At 61.2% G+C, this 18,538-nt stretch carries 21 protein-coding genes; 16 read left to right on the top strand and 5 right to left on the bottom strand.

Annotated features, from left to right (window positions below; all coding sequences use genetic code 11):
* Positions 1-274: 274 nt before the first annotated feature.
* Entirely contained in the window at positions 275-1,096 is an 822-nt protein-coding gene (locus tag NKI95_RS23200; RefSeq protein WP_352719522.1) for an SDR family oxidoreductase, read from the bottom strand.
* A 215-nt stretch (positions 1,097-1,311) separates the two neighbouring features.
* On the opposite strand from NKI95_RS23200, the gene NKI95_RS23195 reads away from it, so the two are divergent.
* From NKI95_RS23195 to NKI95_RS23170, 6 genes are all read left to right on the top strand, one after another.
* Entirely contained in the window at positions 1,312-2,346 is a 1,035-nt protein-coding gene (locus NKI95_RS23195) for a cysteine synthase A (RefSeq protein ID WP_352719521.1), read from the top strand.
* On the top strand, positions 2,346-3,089 hold the full coding sequence (locus NKI95_RS23190; RefSeq protein WP_352517128.1) for an alanyl-tRNA editing protein: 744 nt from the start codon (positions 2,346-2,348) through the stop codon (positions 3,087-3,089). The genes NKI95_RS23195 and NKI95_RS23190 overlap by 1 nt, the downstream gene beginning before the upstream one ends.
* Positions 3,090-3,123: 34 nt before the next feature.
* Positions 3,124-3,975 (top strand): 3-mercaptopyruvate sulfurtransferase, encoded by an 852-nt coding sequence (gene sseA, locus NKI95_RS23185; protein ID WP_352719520.1) that lies wholly within the window; start codon positions 3,124-3,126, stop codon positions 3,973-3,975.
* Between the two features lie 5 nt (positions 3,976-3,980).
* Positions 3,981-4,544 (top strand): GNAT family N-acetyltransferase, encoded by a 564-nt coding sequence (locus NKI95_RS23180; protein ID WP_352719518.1) that lies wholly within the window; start codon positions 3,981-3,983, stop codon positions 4,542-4,544.
* A 147-nt stretch (positions 4,545-4,691) separates the two neighbouring features.
* A complete protein-coding gene (gene dapB / locus NKI95_RS23175) occupies positions 4,692-5,498 on the top strand; it encodes a 4-hydroxy-tetrahydrodipicolinate reductase (RefSeq protein ID WP_352719532.1) in 807 nt (268 codons plus the stop codon).
* A 77-nt stretch (positions 5,499-5,575) separates the two neighbouring features.
* Positions 5,576-6,043: a DUF1203 domain-containing protein gene (locus NKI95_RS23170; RefSeq protein WP_352719516.1), complete on the top strand. Its 468-nt coding sequence runs from the start codon at positions 5,576-5,578 to the stop codon at positions 6,041-6,043.
* A gap of 247 nt (positions 6,044-6,290) precedes the next feature.
* On the opposite strand, the gene ald is transcribed toward NKI95_RS23170, so the two are convergent.
* Positions 6,291-7,406 carry an alanine dehydrogenase gene (ald, locus tag NKI95_RS23165; protein ID WP_352719515.1) on the bottom strand — a complete coding sequence of 372 codons (1,116 nt, stop codon included), beginning with the start codon at positions 7,404-7,406 and terminating at the stop codon, positions 6,291-6,293.
* A gap of 157 nt (positions 7,407-7,563) precedes the next feature.
* Here ald and NKI95_RS23160 point away from each other — a divergent pair, with 157 nt between their 5' ends.
* Positions 7,564-8,037 (top strand): Lrp/AsnC family transcriptional regulator, encoded by a 474-nt coding sequence (locus NKI95_RS23160; RefSeq protein WP_023675099.1) that lies wholly within the window; start codon positions 7,564-7,566, stop codon positions 8,035-8,037.
* A 13-nt stretch (positions 8,038-8,050) separates the two neighbouring features.
* Here the strand turns inward: NKI95_RS23160 and NKI95_RS23155 are convergent, their stop codons facing one another.
* Entirely contained in the window at positions 8,051-8,707 is a 657-nt protein-coding gene (locus NKI95_RS23155) for a 5-formyltetrahydrofolate cyclo-ligase (protein ID WP_352719514.1), read from the bottom strand.
* A 180-nt stretch (positions 8,708-8,887) separates the two neighbouring features.
* Here NKI95_RS23155 and NKI95_RS23150 point away from each other — a divergent pair, with 180 nt between their 5' ends.
* A complete protein-coding gene (locus NKI95_RS23150; RefSeq protein WP_352719530.1) occupies positions 8,888-10,153 on the top strand; it encodes an NAD(P)/FAD-dependent oxidoreductase in 1,266 nt (421 codons plus the stop codon).
* Positions 10,154-10,284: 131 nt separating this feature from the next.
* A complete protein-coding gene (locus NKI95_RS23145; RefSeq protein ID WP_352719512.1) occupies positions 10,285-12,264 on the top strand; it encodes a bifunctional 2',3'-cyclic-nucleotide 2'-phosphodiesterase/3'-nucleotidase in 1,980 nt (659 codons plus the stop codon).
* An 86-nt stretch (positions 12,265-12,350) separates the two neighbouring features.
* Here the strand turns inward: NKI95_RS23145 and NKI95_RS23140 are convergent, their stop codons facing one another.
* Positions 12,351-13,340, bottom strand: coding sequence for a glycerophosphodiester phosphodiesterase family protein (locus NKI95_RS23140; RefSeq protein WP_502909231.1), 990 nt, complete (start codon positions 13,338-13,340; stop codon positions 12,351-12,353).
* Between the two features lie 185 nt (positions 13,341-13,525).
* Between NKI95_RS23140 and NKI95_RS23135 the strand changes: the two genes are divergently transcribed.
* The 5 genes from NKI95_RS23135 to NKI95_RS23115 all read left to right on the top strand — a co-directional run bounded on the left by NKI95_RS23135 (position 13,526) and on the right by NKI95_RS23115 (position 16,367).
* Positions 13,526-13,660, top strand: a complete 135-nt coding sequence (locus NKI95_RS23135; protein WP_292655342.1) for a hypothetical protein — start codon at positions 13,526-13,528, stop codon at positions 13,658-13,660.
* A gap of 102 nt (positions 13,661-13,762) precedes the next feature.
* Positions 13,763-14,050 carry a Dabb family protein gene (locus NKI95_RS23130; RefSeq protein ID WP_254817185.1) on the top strand — a complete coding sequence of 96 codons (288 nt, stop codon included), beginning with the start codon at positions 13,763-13,765 and terminating at the stop codon, positions 14,048-14,050.
* A 96-nt stretch (positions 14,051-14,146) separates the two neighbouring features.
* Entirely contained in the window at positions 14,147-15,031 is an 885-nt protein-coding gene (locus NKI95_RS23125) for a VOC family protein (protein ID WP_352719509.1), read from the top strand.
* Positions 15,028-15,879 carry a 3-deoxy-8-phosphooctulonate synthase gene (gene kdsA / locus NKI95_RS23120; protein WP_352719508.1) on the top strand — a complete coding sequence of 284 codons (852 nt, stop codon included), beginning with the start codon at positions 15,028-15,030 and terminating at the stop codon, positions 15,877-15,879. The genes NKI95_RS23125 and kdsA overlap by 4 nt, the downstream gene beginning before the upstream one ends.
* Before the next feature lie 122 nt (positions 15,880-16,001).
* Entirely contained in the window at positions 16,002-16,367 is a 366-nt protein-coding gene (locus NKI95_RS23115) for a PRC-barrel domain-containing protein (RefSeq protein ID WP_023675091.1), read from the top strand.
* Between the two features lie 67 nt (positions 16,368-16,434).
* Here the strand turns inward: NKI95_RS23115 and NKI95_RS23110 are convergent, their stop codons facing one another.
* Positions 16,435-16,557: a hypothetical protein gene (locus NKI95_RS23110; RefSeq protein WP_084642452.1), complete on the bottom strand. Its 123-nt coding sequence runs from the start codon at positions 16,555-16,557 to the stop codon at positions 16,435-16,437.
* Between the two features lie 213 nt (positions 16,558-16,770).
* Here NKI95_RS23110 and eno point away from each other — a divergent pair, with 213 nt between their 5' ends.
* Positions 16,771-18,045: a phosphopyruvate hydratase gene (gene eno / locus NKI95_RS23105; RefSeq protein ID WP_352719507.1), complete on the top strand. Its 1,275-nt coding sequence runs from the start codon at positions 16,771-16,773 to the stop codon at positions 18,043-18,045.
* A gap of 135 nt (positions 18,046-18,180) precedes the next feature.
* Positions 18,181-18,501, top strand: coding sequence for an FtsB family cell division protein (locus NKI95_RS23100; protein WP_352719506.1), 321 nt, complete (start codon positions 18,181-18,183; stop codon positions 18,499-18,501).
* The last annotated feature ends 37 nt before the right edge of the window (positions 18,502-18,538 follow it).

Genomic DNA, 18,538 nt, shown 5'->3' with positions numbered 1-18,538 from the left:
GTGGGCCGCCTCCCGCCGCCCGGGGGGTTGTAAATATAGGCTGTGGTTGGGTTTCTACTTTCTTTGTTTTTTTAAAAAATTACTTTCGCGCGTCCCCTGGCCGGGCGCGCCCCCCCCCTCTTGCTTGAGGCCTTTGGTTCACTTCACCACCGCCTCGACCCACACGACGATCCGCTGCGCGAGGAAAGCCGTGGTCGATGGCGACAGCGCGTCGCCGGCGATGACGTGGCGCCCCAGCGACCCGCAAACACGATCCATCGCCCCGTCACCGATCCTATTCGACCGGTGGCTTGCGGTCGAAATTCAGTGGCCGCGCATTCCAGCGGGTGACCGTGCTGATCACCCATCGGCAGAACGGCCTCGGCAGCATCCTAAGCAGCTTCAGCGTCCAGCTCAGGCGGCGTGGGAAAGTGACTTCGAAGCCGCCGTATTCGATGCCTTGCGCGATGCGGCGCGAGGCCAGATTGACCGGCATCAATCCCGGCATCGGCAGGAAGTTCTTCTCAGTCAGCCGCGTGTCGACAAAGCCCGGATTAATCACCTGGATGCGGACGTTCATCTTGTCGAAATCGTATTTCAGCGACTCGGCCAGGATATTGACTGCCGCCTTGGTGCCGCCATAGGCGGCGGTGGTGGGCCAGCCGAAATAGGCGGTAACCGAACCGATCAGCACGACATGGCCGCGCGAGCGCACGCGCATGCGTTCGATGACAGGCACCAGGCCATTGATGATGCCGAAATAATTGACTTCGAAAGACCGACGGAAATTGCGCGCCACAAGATCCTCGCCCGGCGTTGCGATATAGCTTCCAGCGTTGAACACTGCCAACACGATCGGACCGAGATCTTTCTCGATCGCTGCAACCGTCTTCGCCATGCGTTTTTCGTCGGTCACGTCGCAAGGATAGGCTGCGACACGGCCCGCCATCTGCGCCGTTTCGACGATGAGCGTATCGATCGGATGGTCATCGGGCGCAGTCACCGCGACGACATAGCCCTGAGCGGCAAGATCCTTGGCCAGCGAACGGCCGATACCGCTGCTGCCGCCCGTAATCCAGGCGACGCCATGCTTCGGATTGGCCCGATAGAGTGTCATGTTGCGCCCCGCCGGCTCTTCTTAGCCTGTGCTCTAGCGGTGAAGAAATCGAATGAAAAGAGTGCTTTTCGGTACATGGTTGAAATGAATACCGGCCGGGCGCTCCTGGCTGCAGGAATTGCAGTGTGCGAAATGCGACTGGACCAGGCAAATTCTTGCCTTGAAACCGAAGCTTCGGGTTTCTAGGGTTTCGCCGCACCCACAAAGGAATCTCCATGCCCCGTTCTGTGATCGACGTGATCGGCAACACGCCCCTGATCCGCCTCAACAAGGCCTCGGAAGCAACCGGCTGCGAGATCCTGGGCAAGGCCGAATTCATGAATCCCGGGCAGTCGGTCAAGGACCGCGCCGGCCTGTTTATCATCCGCGATGCCGAGCAGCGCGGGCTGCTGCGGCCCGGCGGCGTCATCGTCGAGGGGACGGCCGGAAATACCGGCATCGGATTGACACTGGTTGCCAAGGCACTCGGCTACCGCACGGTAATCGTCATTCCCGACACCCAGAGCCAGGAGAAGAAGGATACGATCAAACTGCTCGGCGCCGAGCTGATCGAAGTGCCCGCCGTGCCCTACAAGAACCCGAACAACTACGTGAAGCTGTCGGGCCGGCTGGCCGAGCAGATGGCGAAGACCGAGCCAAACGGCGCGATCTGGGCCAACCAGTTCGACAATGTCGCCAACCGTGACGGCCATATCCGCACCACGGCCGAAGAAATCTGGAACCAGACTGACGGCAAGGTGGATGGTTTCGTGTCGGCGGTCGGTTCCGGCGGCACTCTGGCAGGCGTCGGTTTCGGGCTGAAGGCAAAAAACAGCCAGGTCAAGATCGCGCTGGCCGATCCGCTGGGGGCAGCGCTCTATTCCTTCTACACCAGCGGCGAGCTGAAATCCGAGGGCAGTTCGATCACCGAAGGCATCGGGCAGGGGCGGATCACCGCCAACCTCCAAGGCTTTACACCCGATTTTGCCTTCCAGATCCCCGACGAGGACGCACTGCCGATCGTATTCGACCTGATCCAGGAGGAGGGGCTTTGCGTTGGCGGTTCGACGGGCATCAACATTGCCGGCGCCATTCGCCTGGCGCGCGAGCTAGGCCCCGGCCACACCATCGTGACCATGCTTTGCGACTACGGCACGCGCTACCAGTCGAAGCTGTTCAATCCTGAATTCCTGCGCGAAAAGAAGCTGCCGGTGCCGGGCTGGATGGAGCAACGGACCACGATTTCGGTACCGTTCGAAAGGGTTGCATGATGGCGCACAAGACCGAGGCGCTGTTTCGTGACGACGCCTATCTGGGGACGGCCGACGCCACCGTCGTCGCAGTAAACGATCGCGGCGGCATCATTCTGGACCGGACGGTGTTTTACGCCACATCGGGCGGGCAGCCGGGCGACACCGGCAGCCTCGAACGCGCCGATGGCACCGGCATAGCGATTGCCGCTACGATCACCGGCGAAACCAAGGACGAGATCATCCATGTGCCGGCGCCGGAGCAGACAGTTCCAAAGGTGGGCGAGCGCATGAGGCTCGCCATCGACTGGCCGCGGCGGCAGTTGCTGATGCGCATGCATTCTGCCTGCCACCTGCTTACCGTCGTCTGTCCGTTCCCGATCACCGGCGCCGCGGTTTCCGAGGACGACAGCCGTATCGATTTCGACATCCCGGACGCCGGCTTTACCAAGGAAGACGTGACGGCCAGACTGATGGAGCTGGTGCGAGCCGACCACCCGATCTTCACCCGGCTCATTTCCGACGAGGAACTGGCATCCAATCCGGGCTTGGTGAAATCCAAGAATGTGCGGCCCCCGGCTGGCACGGGAAAGATCCGATTGGTCTGCATCGGCGAGAACGCTTCGATCGACAGCCAGCCTTGCGGCGGCACCCATGTAAAGAGCACCAGCGAAATCGGCGAGATCCATATCGGCAAGATCGAGAAGAAGGGCCGCGAGAACCGGCGCTTCCGCATTCGCTTTGGTCCTATGCCGCCAGCCTGATATAGGACTGCGACAGGCGGGACAGGAGAGAAAGATGGCCGACGACAGTCCTTTCACCATCGATGCCGATTGGTTGCAGAAGCGGCTCGGCGAACCGGGCCTGACGATTGTCGACGCGTCCTGGTATCTGCCGGCGCAAAAGCGTGACGCGCGCGCCGAGTATGACGCAGCGCATATTCCAGGCGCCGGCTTCCTCGACCAGGATGCGGTTTCGGACCCCGACGCGGCTCTGCCGCACACGCTGCCGTCGCCGCAGCATTTCGCGCAATATGTCGGCGCGATGGGTATTTCGGCCGATGACACGATTGTTGTCTACGACGGGCCAGGGTTCTTTTCTGCACCGCGCGCCTGGTGGTTGTTTCGCGTCATGGGCGTGTTCCAGGTCTATATACTCGACGGCGGCTTCGATCGTTGGAAAGCCGCCGGACGGCCGGTGACGGCGGAGCCGACGAAGATCGCGCCTTGCGTGTTTTATGCCAACTTCGATGCCGCCCGCGTCGCCAGCCTTGCCGACATGCGCCGGATCGTCGAGACGAGGGAGAGCCAGATCGCCGACGCGCGCTCGCCTGGCCGTTTTGCCGGCACCGAGCCGGAGCCGCGCCCCGGCATCCGCTCCGGCCATATGCCGGGCGCGCACAACGTGCCGTTTTCGGCGCTTTCGGATAACGGCGAATTGTTGCCCAAGGACAGGCTGCGTAAAGTGATCGAGGACGCCGGCATCGACCTGTCGAAGCCGGTCGTCACCTCCTGCGGGTCGGGCGTCACCGCGGCAGCCGTCACGCTAGCTTTGGAGACGCTTGGCCATGCCGACAACAGGCTTTATGACGGTTCATGGACCGAATGGGGCGGGCTTTCCGACACGCCCGTCGTGACGGGCAAGGACTGACGGTGATGGAAGACGGATCGCTGGAAGACATCGACGTCACCGTGACGTTTCTCGAAATGCATGTGCCGCCTGCCTATTCGCCGCCGCTGCCGTACAACCGCCAGATCGCGCTGCTCAAGACCAAAGACATTCCCCTGCATTTCTACCGCTATTTGATGGATCGGGTCGGCCGCAAATGGCACTGGGTCAATGTGTTGAGGCTGAGCGACGAGGAGCTTGCGGCGGGCATCCACCGCGAGGACCGCGACATCAGGGTGCTTTATCTGGATGGTGCGCCGGCCGGCTTCTTCGACCTCAAGCCGCATTTGCCGGAGGAAGTGGAACTCGCTTATTTCGGAATGATGGAGCACGCGACCGGGCAAGGCATCGGTCGCTGGTTCCTCGGTGCGGCAATCGCCGCGGCATGGTCGCACGGGCCAAGGCGGGTGACGGTGCAGACCTGCACCCTCGATCACCCAGCAGCACTGCCGCTCTATCAAAAACTCGGCTTTACGCCAGTGGCGCAAAAAAAGGAGGTCGTACATCCGATGTCTTTTGCCGATCGCGCGGCCAGCGTCATGCGGCCCTGATTTTCAGGCCGGTTCATCCGAGCTTCAGCTTGTCTTTGCAACGTCCCAGGGTCTGGATCAACACTCAAAGGCGGACCCGACTTGAATGAGCTTGGCTCTTTCCATATCGCTATCGTCTAAAAACTGATGGTGATGGAGGATCGCATGATGGCAATACGCGTGGTAATGGCCGGCGCGACCGGCTGGGTCGGCAAGGCGCTGGTTCCGGCGATCGGGGCGCAAGGCGACATGGAGCTGGCCGGGGCTGTGTCACGCAGCGGCGCAGGGCAGGATTCCGGCCTGCTGGTTGGCATGCCGGCTAATGGTATCACCGTTTCGGCCTCGCTCGCCGAGGCGCTGGAGGCGCCGTCGGACGTGCTGGTCGACTTCACCAAGCCGCATGTCGTGAAAGACCATGTGCTGCTCGCCATCGACAAGGGACGGCACACGGTGATCGGCACGTCGGGACTGGGTGCTGCCGACTATGCCGACATCGACGCCGCGGCGCGCGCCAACGGCGTCGGCGTCGTTGCCGCTGGCAATTTTTCCATCACCGCCACTCTGATGAAGCGGTTTGCACTTATGGCGGCAAAATACGTGCCGGATGTCGAGGTCATCGATTATGCCAGTGCAAAGAAGCCCGACGCGCCCTCCGGTACCGCACGGGAGCTTGCTGAGGCGCTGGCCGACATCCGCAAGGCCTCAACGGCAAAGCCGGTCTCGGAGGTCTCTGGCGTGCCGGCCACACGCGGGGGTGCGGTCGGCGCAGGCGAGGGGGTGCAAGTGCACGCGCTTCGGCTGCCGTCCTACATCCTGTCCTGCGAGGCGCTGTTCGGTCTGCCAGACGAGCGGTTGACCATACGCCACGACGCCGGCTCTTCCGCGGCGCCTTACGTGGCGGGCACGCTGCTCGCCATCAGAAGGGTACAGCAGATCAAAGGTCTGGTTCGCGGTCTCGACGCGCTGATGGACTGATCCATTTCGGCAGGAATCGGGTGGGAAGCTCTGTCTTGCGAGCATAATTTCCGGTCGACGACACCGGAGATTTTGCCATGACGCTAAAATTCAAAGCCTTGCCAACCGATGCGGTCCGCGCACTTCAGCGCGGCGGGCCGGATGCTTATGGCCTGAAGCCAGAGCGGCAGATTTCAGACGGCGACGGCGTGCCTTGCCGTCATTGCTTGAAGAATGTTGCTGCGGAAGAAGCCTATCTTGTTCTGGCCTATCGGCCTTTTCCGGAGCTGCAGCCTTATGCCGAAACCGGGCCGATCTTCCTTCATGCTGAAGAATGCGAACGCGCTGCCGAGGTTAAGTTGCTTCCCGAAATGCTCGAAAGCAGCGATTACATCGTGCGCGGTTATGGCAAGGACGACCGCATCGTTTACGGCAGCGGCGGCGTCATTCCGACCGACGCCATTGCCGCACGGGCAGAGACGTTGTTCCAACGCGACGACATTGCTTACGTCCACATCCGCTCGGCGCGCAACAATTGCTATCAGTGCCGGATCGACCGCGCGTAACCGGACAGGTCGCACCGGCTTGGGGCTGTCGTACTCCCGTCGCATATCGGCGGTAGAAAGCGACAGTCGATCGATTTACCAACCGCGGATGAACCGGCGGGAATTTTCGACAACCGAGGAAGCGGGGCTTTGGCTCCGCTTTTTTGTTGTCCGGTTATTCCGCGCGCCCGACACTTTTCAGTTTTTCACATAAGAAAAAACCCGTCGGACGAAACCGACGGGCACTGGAGAGGCAGATTCGGACAGCTCAGGCCGCGAGAACGGCCTTCGGCTCGACCAGCTCGTAACCGAGCGCTTCGGCCACTGCGCGATTCGTGACCTTGCCCTTGTGGACGTTCAGCCCGTTGCGCAGATGGTGGTCGTCTACCAGCGCCTTGAGGCCCTTGTCGGCGAGCTGCAGGCCATAATGCAGCGTCGCATTGTTGAGCGCGTAGGCCGAGGTGACCGGCACCGCACCCGGCATGTTGGCGACGCAATAGTGGATGACGCCGTCGACCTCATAGGTCGGCTCGGCATGGGTGGTGGCGTGCGAGGTCTCGAAGCAGCCGCCCTGGTCGATGGCGACGTCGACCAGCACGGCGCCTTTCTTCATGCCCGACAGCATTTCGCGCGTCACCAGCTTGGGCGCTGCTGCCCCCGGGATCAGCACGGCGCCGACGACGATGTCAGCCGAAAAACACTCTTCCTCCAGCGCCTCGACGGTCGAGTAGCGGGTGTGGACGCGGCCGCCAAAGATATCATCGAGCTGACGCAGGCGCGGGAGCGAGCGGTCAATGATGGTGACGTCGGCGCCAAGGCCGGCAGCCATCCGTGCGGCATGCAGGCCGACGACGCCGCCGCCGAGCACAGTGACCTTGCCGGGCAGCACGCCGGGCACGCCGCCAAGCAGCACGCCGCGGCCGCCATTGGCCTTTTGCAGCGCCGTGGCGCCCGCCTGGATCGACAGGCGGCCGGCAACTTCCGACATCGGCGCCAAGAGCGGCAGGCCGCCGCGCTCGTCGGTGACGGTCTCGTATGCTATTGCGGTCACGCCAGAGGCCAGCAGGCCCTTGGTCTGCTCCGGATCCGGAGCAAGATGCAGATAGGTATAGAGGATCTGGCCGTCGCGGAGCTGAACCCATTCGTTGGGCTGCGGCTCCTTGACCTTCACGATCATGTCAGACTTGCCAAAAACGTCGGCGGCCGTCTTGGCGATCGTGGCGCCGGCGGCGCGATACGCGTTGTCATCGGCGCCGATGCCGGCGCCGGCGCCCGTCTCGATAAGCACTTCATGGCCATGCGCGACATATTCGCGGACCGAGCCGGGTGTCAGGCCGACGCGGTATTCATGGTTCTTGATTTCCCGGGGGCAACCGACGCGCATCTTTTTTCTCCTGATCCGGCCCTTTTAGGGCTGTTCCCTGTCTAGAGATAGTGAACCACGAATCGTTCGGTAAGTGTTTGCGAATGCGCTTGCCTGAGAGGTCACTCTTCGATAATCGTTGCGCAAAACATTGGAATTGTCGCAGGAACCCGCAAAAATGCCGCTCGACAGGATTGATATCGCCATTCTCGAGACGTTGCAGAAGGACGGGCGGATACCCAACGCAGCGCTCGCCGAGAAGGTTGGCCTATCGCAGTCGGCCTGTTCGCGGCGGCTGGACAATCTGGAGAAATCCGGAACCATCCGCGGCTATCACGCCCGGCTGTCCAACGCTGCACTTGGGCACCAGATGACGGCGATCGTGCATATATCGCTGTCCGGGCAGTTCGAGAAGACGTTGTCGGATTTCGAGGCGGCGATAAAGCGCTGCCCGAACGTCCTGTCCTGCCATCTGATGTCGGGTGAATATGATTACATCCTGCGCATAGCGGCTAAGGATCTCGTCGACTACGAACGCATCCACAAGGAGTGGCTGTCGGCAATGCCGCATGTGACGAAGATCAATTCGTCCTTTGCCTTGCGCGAAATCGTCGATCGCACAGCCGTGGGAATGAAGCCTGAGCTCGCCTAGGCCCCGAACTCGCCTAGGTGTTGAATGCCTCGGTCACCACACGGTCCATCGGAATGTCGTGCGGCTGTGGGTAGATGGTGACGATGCGCTGCAGATCGTAGCCGACGCCGATGACCAGCGGTTTGAAGGGCATCGCGGCAAGCGTGCGATCGAAGAAGCCGCCGCCATAACCCAGGCGAAACTGCCCGGGATCGATGCCGACGATCGGCGAAATGACGATGTCGGGCAGCACCGGATCGCCCTCGGCCGGTATCGGGATATTCCAGACGCCCTTCTCCAGCCGGTCTCCGTGGGTATAGGCGCGAAAGACAAGCGGCCGGTCTTTCTCGACGACGACGGGCAACGCCGTGCGACCCCCCCGCGCGTTAACGGTCTCCATCCACGGGCGCAGGTCCGGCTCGCCGCGAAACGGCCAGTAGAGGCTGACCATGCGGCCAGCGATGTCGCCGATCACCGCGTCTAGCCCTTCGGCAATGCGCTGCGACATAGCTGCGCGCGTGTCGGCTGAAACGGCAAGGCGGGATACGATCAACCGCTCGCGCTCGGCCTTGCGCCAGCGCCTTACATCGGTCCAGTCGGATAGCGGCGCTTGGAACTCCGGATCGAGCTCGTGCATAAAACAAGGCGGCGAGGCGTATTGCGCTGAGCTTTCGTCTTCATTCCTAGCCATGCTTCACCTGCAATATACTGTTCCAACCAAGTCATATCTGGGACGTAAGCTATATCCGGGAATGAGCCTGCAGCATGCGTATTCACGACATCAAGAGACGAGTCCCAAGCAGTTGCAGCGCAGGTATTGCTGCACTGCACAACGATACTTACATCAGCCTTGGCGAGAGGGATGAGTGAGATGAACATAGCCAACCATCACGTCGTCGTCGTAGGCGCCGGCTTCGGCGGCCTCGAGTTCACCCGCGCACTTGCCGGCGCGCCGGTGCGCATCACCATGATCGACAGGCGCAATCACCATCTGTTTCAGCCGCTGCTCTACCAGGTCGCGACGACGGCGCTGGCCACCTCCGAAGTGGCTTGGCCGATCCGCCATCTCCTGCGCAAGCGCAATGACGTGACGACGCTGCTCGCCACCGTGACCGGAATCGACCGCGACGGCAAGCGCGTGCTGCTGCAGGACGGCGGCACGGTCGCTTACGACACTCTGGTGCTGGCCACCGGCGCGCGGCACGCCTATTTCGGCCATGACGAATGGGAGCCGTTCGCCCCGGGCCTGAAGACTCTGGAGGACGCCACCACCATTCGACGGCGTATTCTTTTGGCTTTCGAGCAGGCCGAGCGGGAAACCGATCCCGCTAAGCGCCAGGCATTGCTGACGCTGGCGGTCGTCGGCGGCGGGCCGACCGGCGTGGAACTGGCCGGCACCATTGCCGAACTGGCGCACGACACGCTGCGCGGCGAGTTCCGCAACATCGACACGCGGCAGACGCGTGTGGTGCTGATTGAGGCCGGCGACCGCGTCCTCTCGAATTTCGCTCCCGAACTCTCCGATTATGCAATGAAGGCGCTCGGACGGCTCGGCGTGACCGTCGAACTCGGCAGGGCAGTTACACGCTGCGATGCCGAGGGTGTCGTCTTCGGCGACACACATTTGCCGGCCAGGACAATTCTTTGGGCGGCGGGCGTCGCCGCTTCGCCGGCCGCCGAATGGCTCGGCACGGCAGCGGACCGCGCAGGCAGGGTGCTTGTCGAGCCCGACCTGAGTGTGCCGGGAAACCCGGAGATTTTCGTCGTCGGTGACGCAGCGCACGTCCTGCGGCCGGATGGCCGGCTGGTGCCGGGCGTCGCGCCCGCCGCCAAGCAGCAGGGACGGCACGTCGCCGCAACGATCAAGGCAAGGCTTGCCGGTGACGCGACACCGCGCCCTTTCAGCTACAGGCATGACGGCGATCTGGCGACGATCGGCAAGCGCGCCGCGGTCATTGATTTCGGCTGGATCAAGCTCACCGGCCGGCTTGCCTGGTGGCTGTGGGGCTTGGCACATATTTACTTCCTGATCGGCTTTCGTAACCGGCTTGCGGTTTCCCTGAGTTGGCTATGGATCTACTTCACCGGTCAGCGCAGCGCGCGGCTGATCACCCAGGGCGACGACGATAAGGGCTGATTGTTCGCCGCCGGACACTCATCGGCGCGTCACCTCCTCTTGATGGAATCGGCTTCTGGACTCGGCTGGATTTCGGCGCGAAGCTTTGCTTCGGGCAGGACTTGTCACGTCGTGGAAGAAAGAGAAAACGAATGTCTCAATTGCGCCACCTCGTCTCACGCCGCGATTTCCTCGCCGGCGTCGCCGCCAGCGGAGCGCTGATCATGCTGCACCCGTTCTCCGCCCGGGCTCAAGCCAATCAGGCGCATCTGAGGATTATGGAGACGACCGACATCCACGTGAACGTGCTGCCTTACGATTACTACGCCGACAAAGCTAACGACACGATGGGGCTGTCGCGAACGGCATCATTGATTGAAGCCGTGCGCAAGGAAGCAACCAACGCGATGCTGATCGATAATGGCGACCTTCTGCAAGGCAACCCGATGGGCGACTACATCGCCTACGAGAGGGGGATGAAGGATGGCGATCTGCATCCGGTCATGAAGGTCATGAACCTGCTCGGCTACGAATGCTCGACGCTCGGCAACCACGAGTTCAACTACGGCCTGTCGTTCATGGACAAGGTGCTGGCCGGTGCCAATTTCCCGTTTGTCTGCGCGAACCTGATCCGCGGCACGGAGCTTGCCGCGAACCCGCGCGACGACAAGCTCTATCTCAAGCCTTACGTCATCCTCGACAGGAAGATCAAGGACGGATCGGGCGCCGAGCAACCGATCAGGATCGGCATCATCGGCTTCGTGCCGCCGCAGATCATGGTCTGGGATCTGAAAAATCTCGAAGGCAGCGTCAAGACGCGCGACATCGTCGAGGCGGCCAAGGCGTGGGTGCCGCAGATGAAGGAAGAAGGCGCCGACATCGTCATTGCGCTCTCCCATTCCGGCATCGACGTGAAGCAAAGCGACCTGATGGAGAATGCCTCCTTCTTCGTTGCCGGTGTCGAAGGTATCGATGCGGTGTTCACCGGCCACCAGCATCTGGTCTTCCCTGGCAAGAAGGACTTTCAGTCGCTGGAAGCTGTCGATACGGCGAAGGGCACGTTGCAAGGCAAGCCCGCCGTCATGGCCGGCTTCTGGGGCTCGCATATGGGGCTGATCGATCTGTTGCTGGAGCGCGACGGATCGACGTGGAAAATCGTCTCGGCGACCTCTGAGGCCAGGCCTATCTTTGAGCGGGTCGACAAGACGAACAAGCCGACGGTCGCTGACGACCAGCGCATCGTCGACGCGCTCAAACAGGACCACGAGGCGACGCTTGCCTATGTGCGCCGGCCGGTCGGCAAAACCTCTGCGCCGCTCTATTCCTATTTTGCGCTGGTCGCCGACGATCCGTCGGTGCAGATCGTCAGCCAGTCGCAGACCTGGTACTTGAAGGACATCCTGAAGAACACCGAGTGGAAGGATATGCCGCTGCTGTCGGCAGCGGCACCGTTCAAGGCGGGAGGGCGCAACGGCGCCGACTATTACACCGACGTGCCGGTGGGTGATATCGCCATCAAGAACGTCGCCGATCTCTACCTCTATCCAAACACGGTGCGCGCCGTCGAAATCACCGGAGCAGAAGTGAAGGAATGGCTGGAAATGTCGGCCGGCATCTTCAACCGGATCGAACCGGGCATAGCCGACCAGGCGCTCATCGACTCCGACTTCCCATCCTATAATTTCGACGTGATCGACGGCGTCACCTACAAGATCGATCTGTCGCAGCCACCGAAATATGATTCGAAGGGTGGGCTGGTGAATGCCGGCTCGAACCGCATCATTGACTTGATATTCGACGGCAAACCAATTGATCCCAAGCGGAAATTCGTCGTCGCCACCAACAACTACCGTGCCGGCGGCGGGGGCAATTTCCCGGAGGTCAATGCCTCGAAGATCATCTACGAAGCGCCCGACACCAACCGCGACGTGATCGTGCGCTACATTATCAGTAAAGGAACCATCAACCCGTCGGCGGACGCCAACTGGTCGTTTGCGCCACTACCGGGAACCAGCGTCATGTTCGAGACCGGCGCCAAGGCGAAGGAGTTTATTGCGCAGGTGAAGTCGCTGAAGATCGAGCCGGCGGGCGAGGGCGAAGCAGGCTTTGCAAAATACCGCGTCACTCTTTGAGGCGAGGATTTGAGCGTCGGCTCGAAACTGTCTCAGCGCTAAGATACTGTCCCGATACGGCCAATCCGTTTGAGACAGGTGTCTCTTCAAGCAGGTGGTGCGAAACGCCGCTTGACGGCAGGCATGACCAGATCCAGCGCGTCCATCGAAATCCCACCGGAATAATCGTCCGGCAGTTGGTCGATCGAGGCGGGGTCGTCGAGGCCTTGTGAAAACTCGCCACCGGAATAGGGACCGAGCAGGTAGACGCGGCTGCCGACGCTGTCCATACGGTCGAGAAAACGATCGGGCCAGCCCCACATCCACTTCGCGACGTTGACGGGAATGAGCAAAGTGCCCTGGCGGCAGGCATGCGGAATGTAGCCACTCCAGCCGAGCGCAGCGTAGCGAAGAATGCAGCGCGTCAGGGATGCGCGGCTCAGCGTGTGCATATCCGGCAACGCTGCCTTCACTGCTTCTATAGGCCTGTCACCGCCATAGACCGTCAGATTGGCGCGCTCGGCCGGCGTCAATGTGGCGAGCCAGGCGGCCAGCATCTCGCCTTCCTTGGGATCGTTGCTTTTGATGTTGATATTGAAGCGCCGGTTCGGGAAGCGCTGTAAGACTTCATCTAGCGACGGCATCATGCCGACACTCTTGCCGCGAAACGGTAAGGTCTTGCCGCCATCGGCAGTGTAGCCATAACCGATATCGAGCGTCTTCAATTCGGACATTGCATGGCTGCGCGTTTCACCCTTGCCGTCGGTGCGACAATCCAGCGTCCAATCGTGGAAGACGGCGAACTTGCCGTCCGTAGTGGGATGGACATCGAGTTCGAGCGCGTCCGCATCGAGCGCGAAGGCGGCTTCCATCGAGGGTATCGTGTTTTCGAGGAAGGAATGGCGCAGCGTCAGCATGCGAGCATGCCGTGCATGTTTCCGATCCGAGGTACGGTCGAAATCCTGAGCCAGGCCGCGATGGGCAAGCACCGAAGGGGTGCCGCCCGGCCGGCTCGACAGCAGCGAGGTGTTGTTGAGCCAGATGCCGCCTGCAGCGACAAGAATTGCAACGAGGGAGATTGTCCGTTTGCGCATGATATGATTCCTGAAGCGGTCGTCGAAACCGACAGGGGTTATCTTTCCAAGGCGCCCTGCAGCGGTAGCGCCATTCTGGCCAGCAGGCAGCGCGGCATACAGACCAAAGGCCGCTAAAATTCGGGGGAGGGTCTCAGCAGGGCCGGAATCGCTATGGTTGCAACCACCCATATGCGCTAGTTTTAGTCATGCGTTATGTCATCGTCATCACGACCGTCACCTTTTTCCTGATCTGGGACGGCATTTACAACCAAGGCCGCTACCTCGACAGGACGGTGAGGGAGGTGACCCGCATCGTGCACTATGTAACCAGCATGGTGTAGTTTCTCTTCGTTGCCACGGTTCGCCGACGCGACAAACCTGCCGATTGACGGCACGCTCCCGCTGACACAAAAGAGCGCCGGTCCAACGGCGAGGAGGCTGGGTTGATCCGGCATATCGTTTTCTTCAGCGCACGGCATAAAGCGGATGTCGAGGCAGTGCGCACGGGTCTCCTGGCGCTTGGCAAGATACCTCATTCGCGTCATTTCGAGGTAACGCTCAACACCAAGGTCGACCCGCTCTCGGATGAGATTGATGTGGTCGTCTACGCCGAGTTCGAGGACGAAGCGGCGCTCGCCGCCTACAAGGCGCATCCGCTCTATGCAGAGACGACCAGCCGGGTCAAACCGCTGCGCGAATTGCGTTATTCGGCCGACATCGTTGCAAGTTGACGAGCTGCTGTCCCCTGCGCCCTGATGTGGTCTTGCCGCTGAGTCGCCGGCTAAGCCCTTGAACCATTTTCAGGAATGAGGCACACCGCGCGGGACATGACCGAGAACACCCCCGCAAGCCCTCATCCGCTCGATCACCTGGTGCTGCCGACCGCGAGCCTCGATGTTGCACGGGCGCGCTTGACCTTGCTCGGCTTTACCGTTGCGCCGACAGGTATCCACTCTTTCGGAACGGAAAACTGCTGTGTCTTCCTCCCCGACGGCACCTATCTCGAGCCGCTCGCGGTCGCCGACAGACAGGCCGTGGCAACGGCGATCGCGAACCGCAATGTCTTTGTCGCGCGTGATCGCACTTATCGCGAAGAAAACGGCGATGAAGGATTTTCTGCCGTGGCGCTGGGCACCGAAAGCGCCGCCGCGGACCACGCGCGCTACATGGAAGCCGGATTGTCGGCGGGAGACATGCTCAGCTTTTCGCGCGCCTTCACCGATGCGGCGGGAAAGAGCGACACCGCATCGTTCAAACTGGCCTTCGCGGCTACAGGCAAGGCAACGGACGCTTTTCTCTTCGCCTGCGAGCGGATCAATGCGCCGAACGTCGACCGCACTGCGTTGCAGGCTCACGCCAATGGCGCAACCGGCATTGTCGAAATCGTGGCAGTCAGTGGCGAACCCTTCGAACAACGCAATGTGATTTCGATCGCAGCCGGGATCAAGGCGCAGGGCGGCACTGTCTATGAGCTGCCGAATGCCGTCGTGACCGTTCTGGATCCTGCAGCCTATTCGGCACGCTTCGGCATTCCTGCCGGCGTGCCATCTGAACTCCGCTTTGCTGGGATCGTCTTTTCGATTTGGCACGGCGATGCCGTCGCCAAGCTGCTTGCAGCCAATTCCGTCGAACACCACATGCGCGGCGGTGATATCATCGTGCCGCCGGCGCCAGGCCAGGGCTCAGCCTTCATCTTCCGGGAGATCGCATGAACAAGCTCAATCCACTGATGCCAAATTCCTCCGTTGCGATCGGCAAGGTCATTTTCGGCAACGGTGCGCCCCTGTCGCTAATCGCCGGTCCATGCCAGCTGGAATCGCGGCAGCACGCTTTCGACATGGCCGGTGCGCTAAAGGAATTGACCGAAAGGCTCGGCATTGGGCTCGTCTACAAGACCAGCTACGACAAGGCCAATCGCACGTCTCTTGGCGGCACGCGCGGTGCGGGACTTGAAGCGGCAATGCCGATCTTCGACGACTTGCGCAAGAATTTTTCGCTGCCGATCCTGACCGACGTCCACACTGAGGAACAATGCGCGATCGTCGCTCCGCATGCCGATATCCTGCAGATTCCTGCCTTCCTTAGCCGGCAGACCGATTTGCTGATTGCTGCTGCAAGAACCGGCAAGGTGGTCAATGTGAAGAAGGGCCAATTCCTCGCGCCGTGGGACATGAAGAACGTCGTCGCCAAGATTATCGGCTCCGGCAACGCCAATGTCTTGGTCACCGAGCGCGGCGCATCCTTTGGCTACAACACCCTGGTGTCCGACATGCGGGCGCTGCCGATCATGGCCGAGATCGGCGCGCCGGTGATTTTCGATGCCACCCATTCCGTGCAGCAGCCGGGTGGGCAGGGCGGTTCGTCTGGAGGCGACCGGCGCTTTGTCGAGACGCTGGCGCGCGCGGCCGTCGCGGTTGGCGTCGCCGGCGTCTTCATCGAGACGCACCAGGACCCCGACAACGCGCCTTCCGACGGTCCCAACATGGTGCCGCTAAAGGATCTTCCCGCATTGCTTGAACGGCTGATGGCGTTCGATCGCATCGCCAAAAGCGTGGGTTGAACCAGCAGTTGCGCCACAGCAGCGCCGCCAAGAAAACTTTGAAGAATTTCGAACCCGCCTGGAACCTTAGCCCGCGGCCCTCATTGTCAAAATCTAATGTCAACGACGACGAGGAGCACACCATGACGACCCAGACGGGACACACCGAAGCCATCGCCGCTTCGCGGGTTATCGGCACATCGGTCTACAATACGGAAGGCACTCATATCGGCGACATCGAGGACGTCATGCTCGACAAATTGTCGAACGGAATCATGTTTGCCGTGATCGGTTTTGGCGGATTTCTCGGCATCGGCGAAAAATACCACGCCATTCCGTGGGCGAGCCTTGACTATGACGAGAACAAGGGCGGCTATGTCGTGCCGTTCACCAAAGACCAGCTGATGGCCGCTCCTTCCTATTCGATCAACGAGCTGACCGGCGCCGACGGCGAGGCCGCGCGTGACGCCTCATACAACTACTACAAGGTCGAGCCTTACTGGCACTGACTAAGTCTCCTGGAATCAAAAAAAGGCCCCCGGAAATCGGGGGCCTTTCGATGTGGGTGGCGGGATGCTACTGCGCAATCTGCAGGGCCGGCAAAGGCGACGATCCCTGCGGGGGTTGCTGATTGTCGCACGACGTCAGGAACGCAGCCGCAATCAGGAACAAACTCACAATACCGCTCAACTGGGACATGGCGAAACTCCTCCTGTTTCGCCCCGCGCGACAACAGCCATAGACCAGAAACCGGCATGCGGCGCATGACAAATGATGACAGCGCTTTGTGCTTCGTGAATCCCAAGAGCGGCAATGGGCGCGGGGCAATATTTGCAACTGCCCCGATTGCGTTTTGCGGCGCTTTGGCTAAGAGGTGCGCGACGCTTCAATCGATCAATCGGGGACATCGCAATGACGGCCATCATCGACATTGTCGGGCGTGAAATCCTGGACAGCCGCGGAAATCCGACCGTCGAGGTCGACGTCGTGCTCGAAGACGGCTCGATGGGTCGCGCCGCGGTGCCGTCCGGCGCCTCGACCGGCGCGCATGAGGCAGTCGAACTGCGCGATGGCGGCCCCCGCTATCTCGGCAAGGGCGTGCTGACAGCGGTCGAGGCGGTGAACGGCGAGCTGTTCGAGGCGATCGGCGGCATGGAGGCAGAGAATCAGATCCATATCGACCAGACCATGATCGAGCTCGATGGTACGGCCAACAAGAGCCGGCTCGGCGCCAATGCCATCCTCGGCGTGTCGCTGGCGGTGGCCAAGGCCGCGGCCGAAGCGGCCGGCCTACCGCTCTACCGTTATGTCGGCGGTACCAAGGCCCATGTGCTGCCGGTGCCTATGATGAACATCATCAATGGCGGCGCGCATGCCGACAACCCGATCGATTTCCAGGAATTCATGATCCTGCCGATCGGCGCGCCGACACTGCGCGACGGCGTGCGCTGGGGCTCGGAGATCTTTCATACGCTGCGAAAGAAGCTGAAGGACGCCGGCCACAACACCAATGTCGGCGACGAGGGCGGCTTTGCCCCCAACCTGAAGAGCGCGCCGGCCGCGCTCGACTTCATCATGGAATCGATCGAGCAGGCTGGCTTCAAGCCTGGCGAGGAGGTTGCACTAGGCCTCGACTGCGCGGCGACCGAATTCTTCAAGGATGGCAACTACGTCTATGAAGGCGAGAGGAAAACCCGCGACCCGAAGGCGCAGGCCAAATATCTGGCCAAACTCGCTGCCGACTACCCGATCATCACCATTGAGGACGGCCTGGCCGAGGATGACTGGGACGGTTGGAAAATGCTGACTGATCTCATCGGCAAGCAAACGCAGCTGGTTGGTGACGATCTGTTCGTCACCAACACGGCGCGGCTGCGCGACGGCATCCGCATGGGTGTCGCCAATTCGATTCTGGTCAAGGTCAACCAGATCGGCTCGCTTACCGAAACGCTCGACGCCGTCGAGACCGCGCACAAGGCCGGCTATACCGCGGTGATGTCGCACCGCTCGGGCGAGACCGAGGATTCGACCATCGCCGACCTCGCCGTTGCCACCAATTGCGGGCAGATCAAGACGGGCTCGCTGTCACGCTCGGATCGCATGGCCAAGTACAACCAGCTCATCCGCATCGAAGAGGAGCTCGGCAAGCAGGCGCGATATGCCGGCAAGTCGATCGTGAAAAGCTGATTTTCGAGAGAAAATCCGTGGCGGCGAGGGCGGGGACATTCCCGCCCTTTTTTGCTTCCTGGCTCCGAATCCAGCAATCCGTAACCGTCCATTAAGCACAATCGGGCGACAAAGGCGGCGTAGAGGATTCGGACCATGTGGACACGCCAGCATAAGCAAAGAAACACCGGCCGGCTGATCATCCCCTCGCTCTGCGTGGTGTTCCTGACTTATTTCGGCTTCCATGCCTATCATGGCGAGTTCGGCATCTATTCCAAGTATCAGCTCGAAGCTGAGACTGCCGAATTGCAGGGCAGGCTCGATGCCGTCAAGGCGCGCCGGATCGATCTAGAGCGCCGCGTTCAGCTGATGCATGAGGGCACGCTGGAGAAGGACATGCTGGACGAGCAGGCGCGCAAGGCGCTTAATCTGTCACACGCCGACGAGATCACCATCATGCTGCCGGCCGCAAGGTAACCTGATTTCAGTTAATCAGCGATATTTGCAATGATTT

This window comes from Mesorhizobium sp. M0306 (assembly GCF_040321655.1).
Classification (GTDB): Bacteria; Pseudomonadota; Alphaproteobacteria; order Rhizobiales; family Rhizobiaceae; genus Mesorhizobium.
The sequence above is the reverse complement of the archived record's forward strand: the minus strand, read 5'-3'. Positions and strand labels throughout refer to the sequence as shown.

Excerpts from the sequence above, each read along its gene's own strand:
- NKI95_RS23200 (WP_352719522.1), bottom strand. The coding sequence starts at position 1,096 with ATGACACTCTATCGGGCCAATCCGAAGCATGGCGTCGCCTGGATTACG.
- NKI95_RS23195 (WP_352719521.1), top strand. The coding sequence starts at position 1,312 with ATGCCCCGTTCTGTGATCGACGTGATCGGCAACACGCCCCTGATCCGC.
- NKI95_RS23190 (WP_352517128.1), top strand. The coding sequence starts at position 2,346 with ATGGCGCACAAGACCGAGGCGCTGTTTCGTGACGACGCCTATCTGGGG.
- sseA (WP_352719520.1), top strand. The coding sequence starts at position 3,124 with ATGGCCGACGACAGTCCTTTCACCATCGATGCCGATTGGTTGCAGAAG.
- NKI95_RS23180 (WP_352719518.1), top strand. The coding sequence starts at position 3,981 with ATGGAAGACGGATCGCTGGAAGACATCGACGTCACCGTGACGTTTCTC.
- dapB (WP_352719532.1), top strand. The coding sequence starts at position 4,692 with ATGGCAATACGCGTGGTAATGGCCGGCGCGACCGGCTGGGTCGGCAAG.
- NKI95_RS23170 (WP_352719516.1), top strand. The coding sequence starts at position 5,576 with ATGACGCTAAAATTCAAAGCCTTGCCAACCGATGCGGTCCGCGCACTT.
- ald (WP_352719515.1), bottom strand. The coding sequence starts at position 7,406 with ATGCGCGTCGGTTGCCCCCGGGAAATCAAGAACCATGAATACCGCGTC.
- NKI95_RS23160 (WP_023675099.1), top strand. The coding sequence starts at position 7,564 with ATGCCGCTCGACAGGATTGATATCGCCATTCTCGAGACGTTGCAGAAG.
- NKI95_RS23155 (WP_352719514.1), bottom strand. The coding sequence starts at position 8,707 with ATGGCTAGGAATGAAGACGAAAGCTCAGCGCAATACGCCTCGCCGCCT.
- NKI95_RS23150 (WP_352719530.1), top strand. The coding sequence starts at position 8,888 with ATGAACATAGCCAACCATCACGTCGTCGTCGTAGGCGCCGGCTTCGGC.
- NKI95_RS23145 (WP_352719512.1), top strand. The coding sequence starts at position 10,285 with ATGTCTCAATTGCGCCACCTCGTCTCACGCCGCGATTTCCTCGCCGGC.
- NKI95_RS23135 (WP_292655342.1), top strand. The coding sequence starts at position 13,526 with ATGCGTTATGTCATCGTCATCACGACCGTCACCTTTTTCCTGATCTGG.
- NKI95_RS23125 (WP_352719509.1), top strand. The coding sequence starts at position 14,147 with ATGACCGAGAACACCCCCGCAAGCCCTCATCCGCTCGATCACCTGGTG.
- kdsA (WP_352719508.1), top strand. The coding sequence starts at position 15,028 with ATGAACAAGCTCAATCCACTGATGCCAAATTCCTCCGTTGCGATCGGC.
- NKI95_RS23115 (WP_023675091.1), top strand. The coding sequence starts at position 16,002 with ATGACGACCCAGACGGGACACACCGAAGCCATCGCCGCTTCGCGGGTT.
- NKI95_RS23110 (WP_084642452.1), bottom strand. The coding sequence starts at position 16,557 with ATGTCCCAGTTGAGCGGTATTGTGAGTTTGTTCCTGATTGCGGCTGCG.
- eno (WP_352719507.1), top strand. The coding sequence starts at position 16,771 with ATGACGGCCATCATCGACATTGTCGGGCGTGAAATCCTGGACAGCCGC.
- NKI95_RS23100 (WP_352719506.1), top strand. The coding sequence starts at position 18,181 with ATGTGGACACGCCAGCATAAGCAAAGAAACACCGGCCGGCTGATCATC.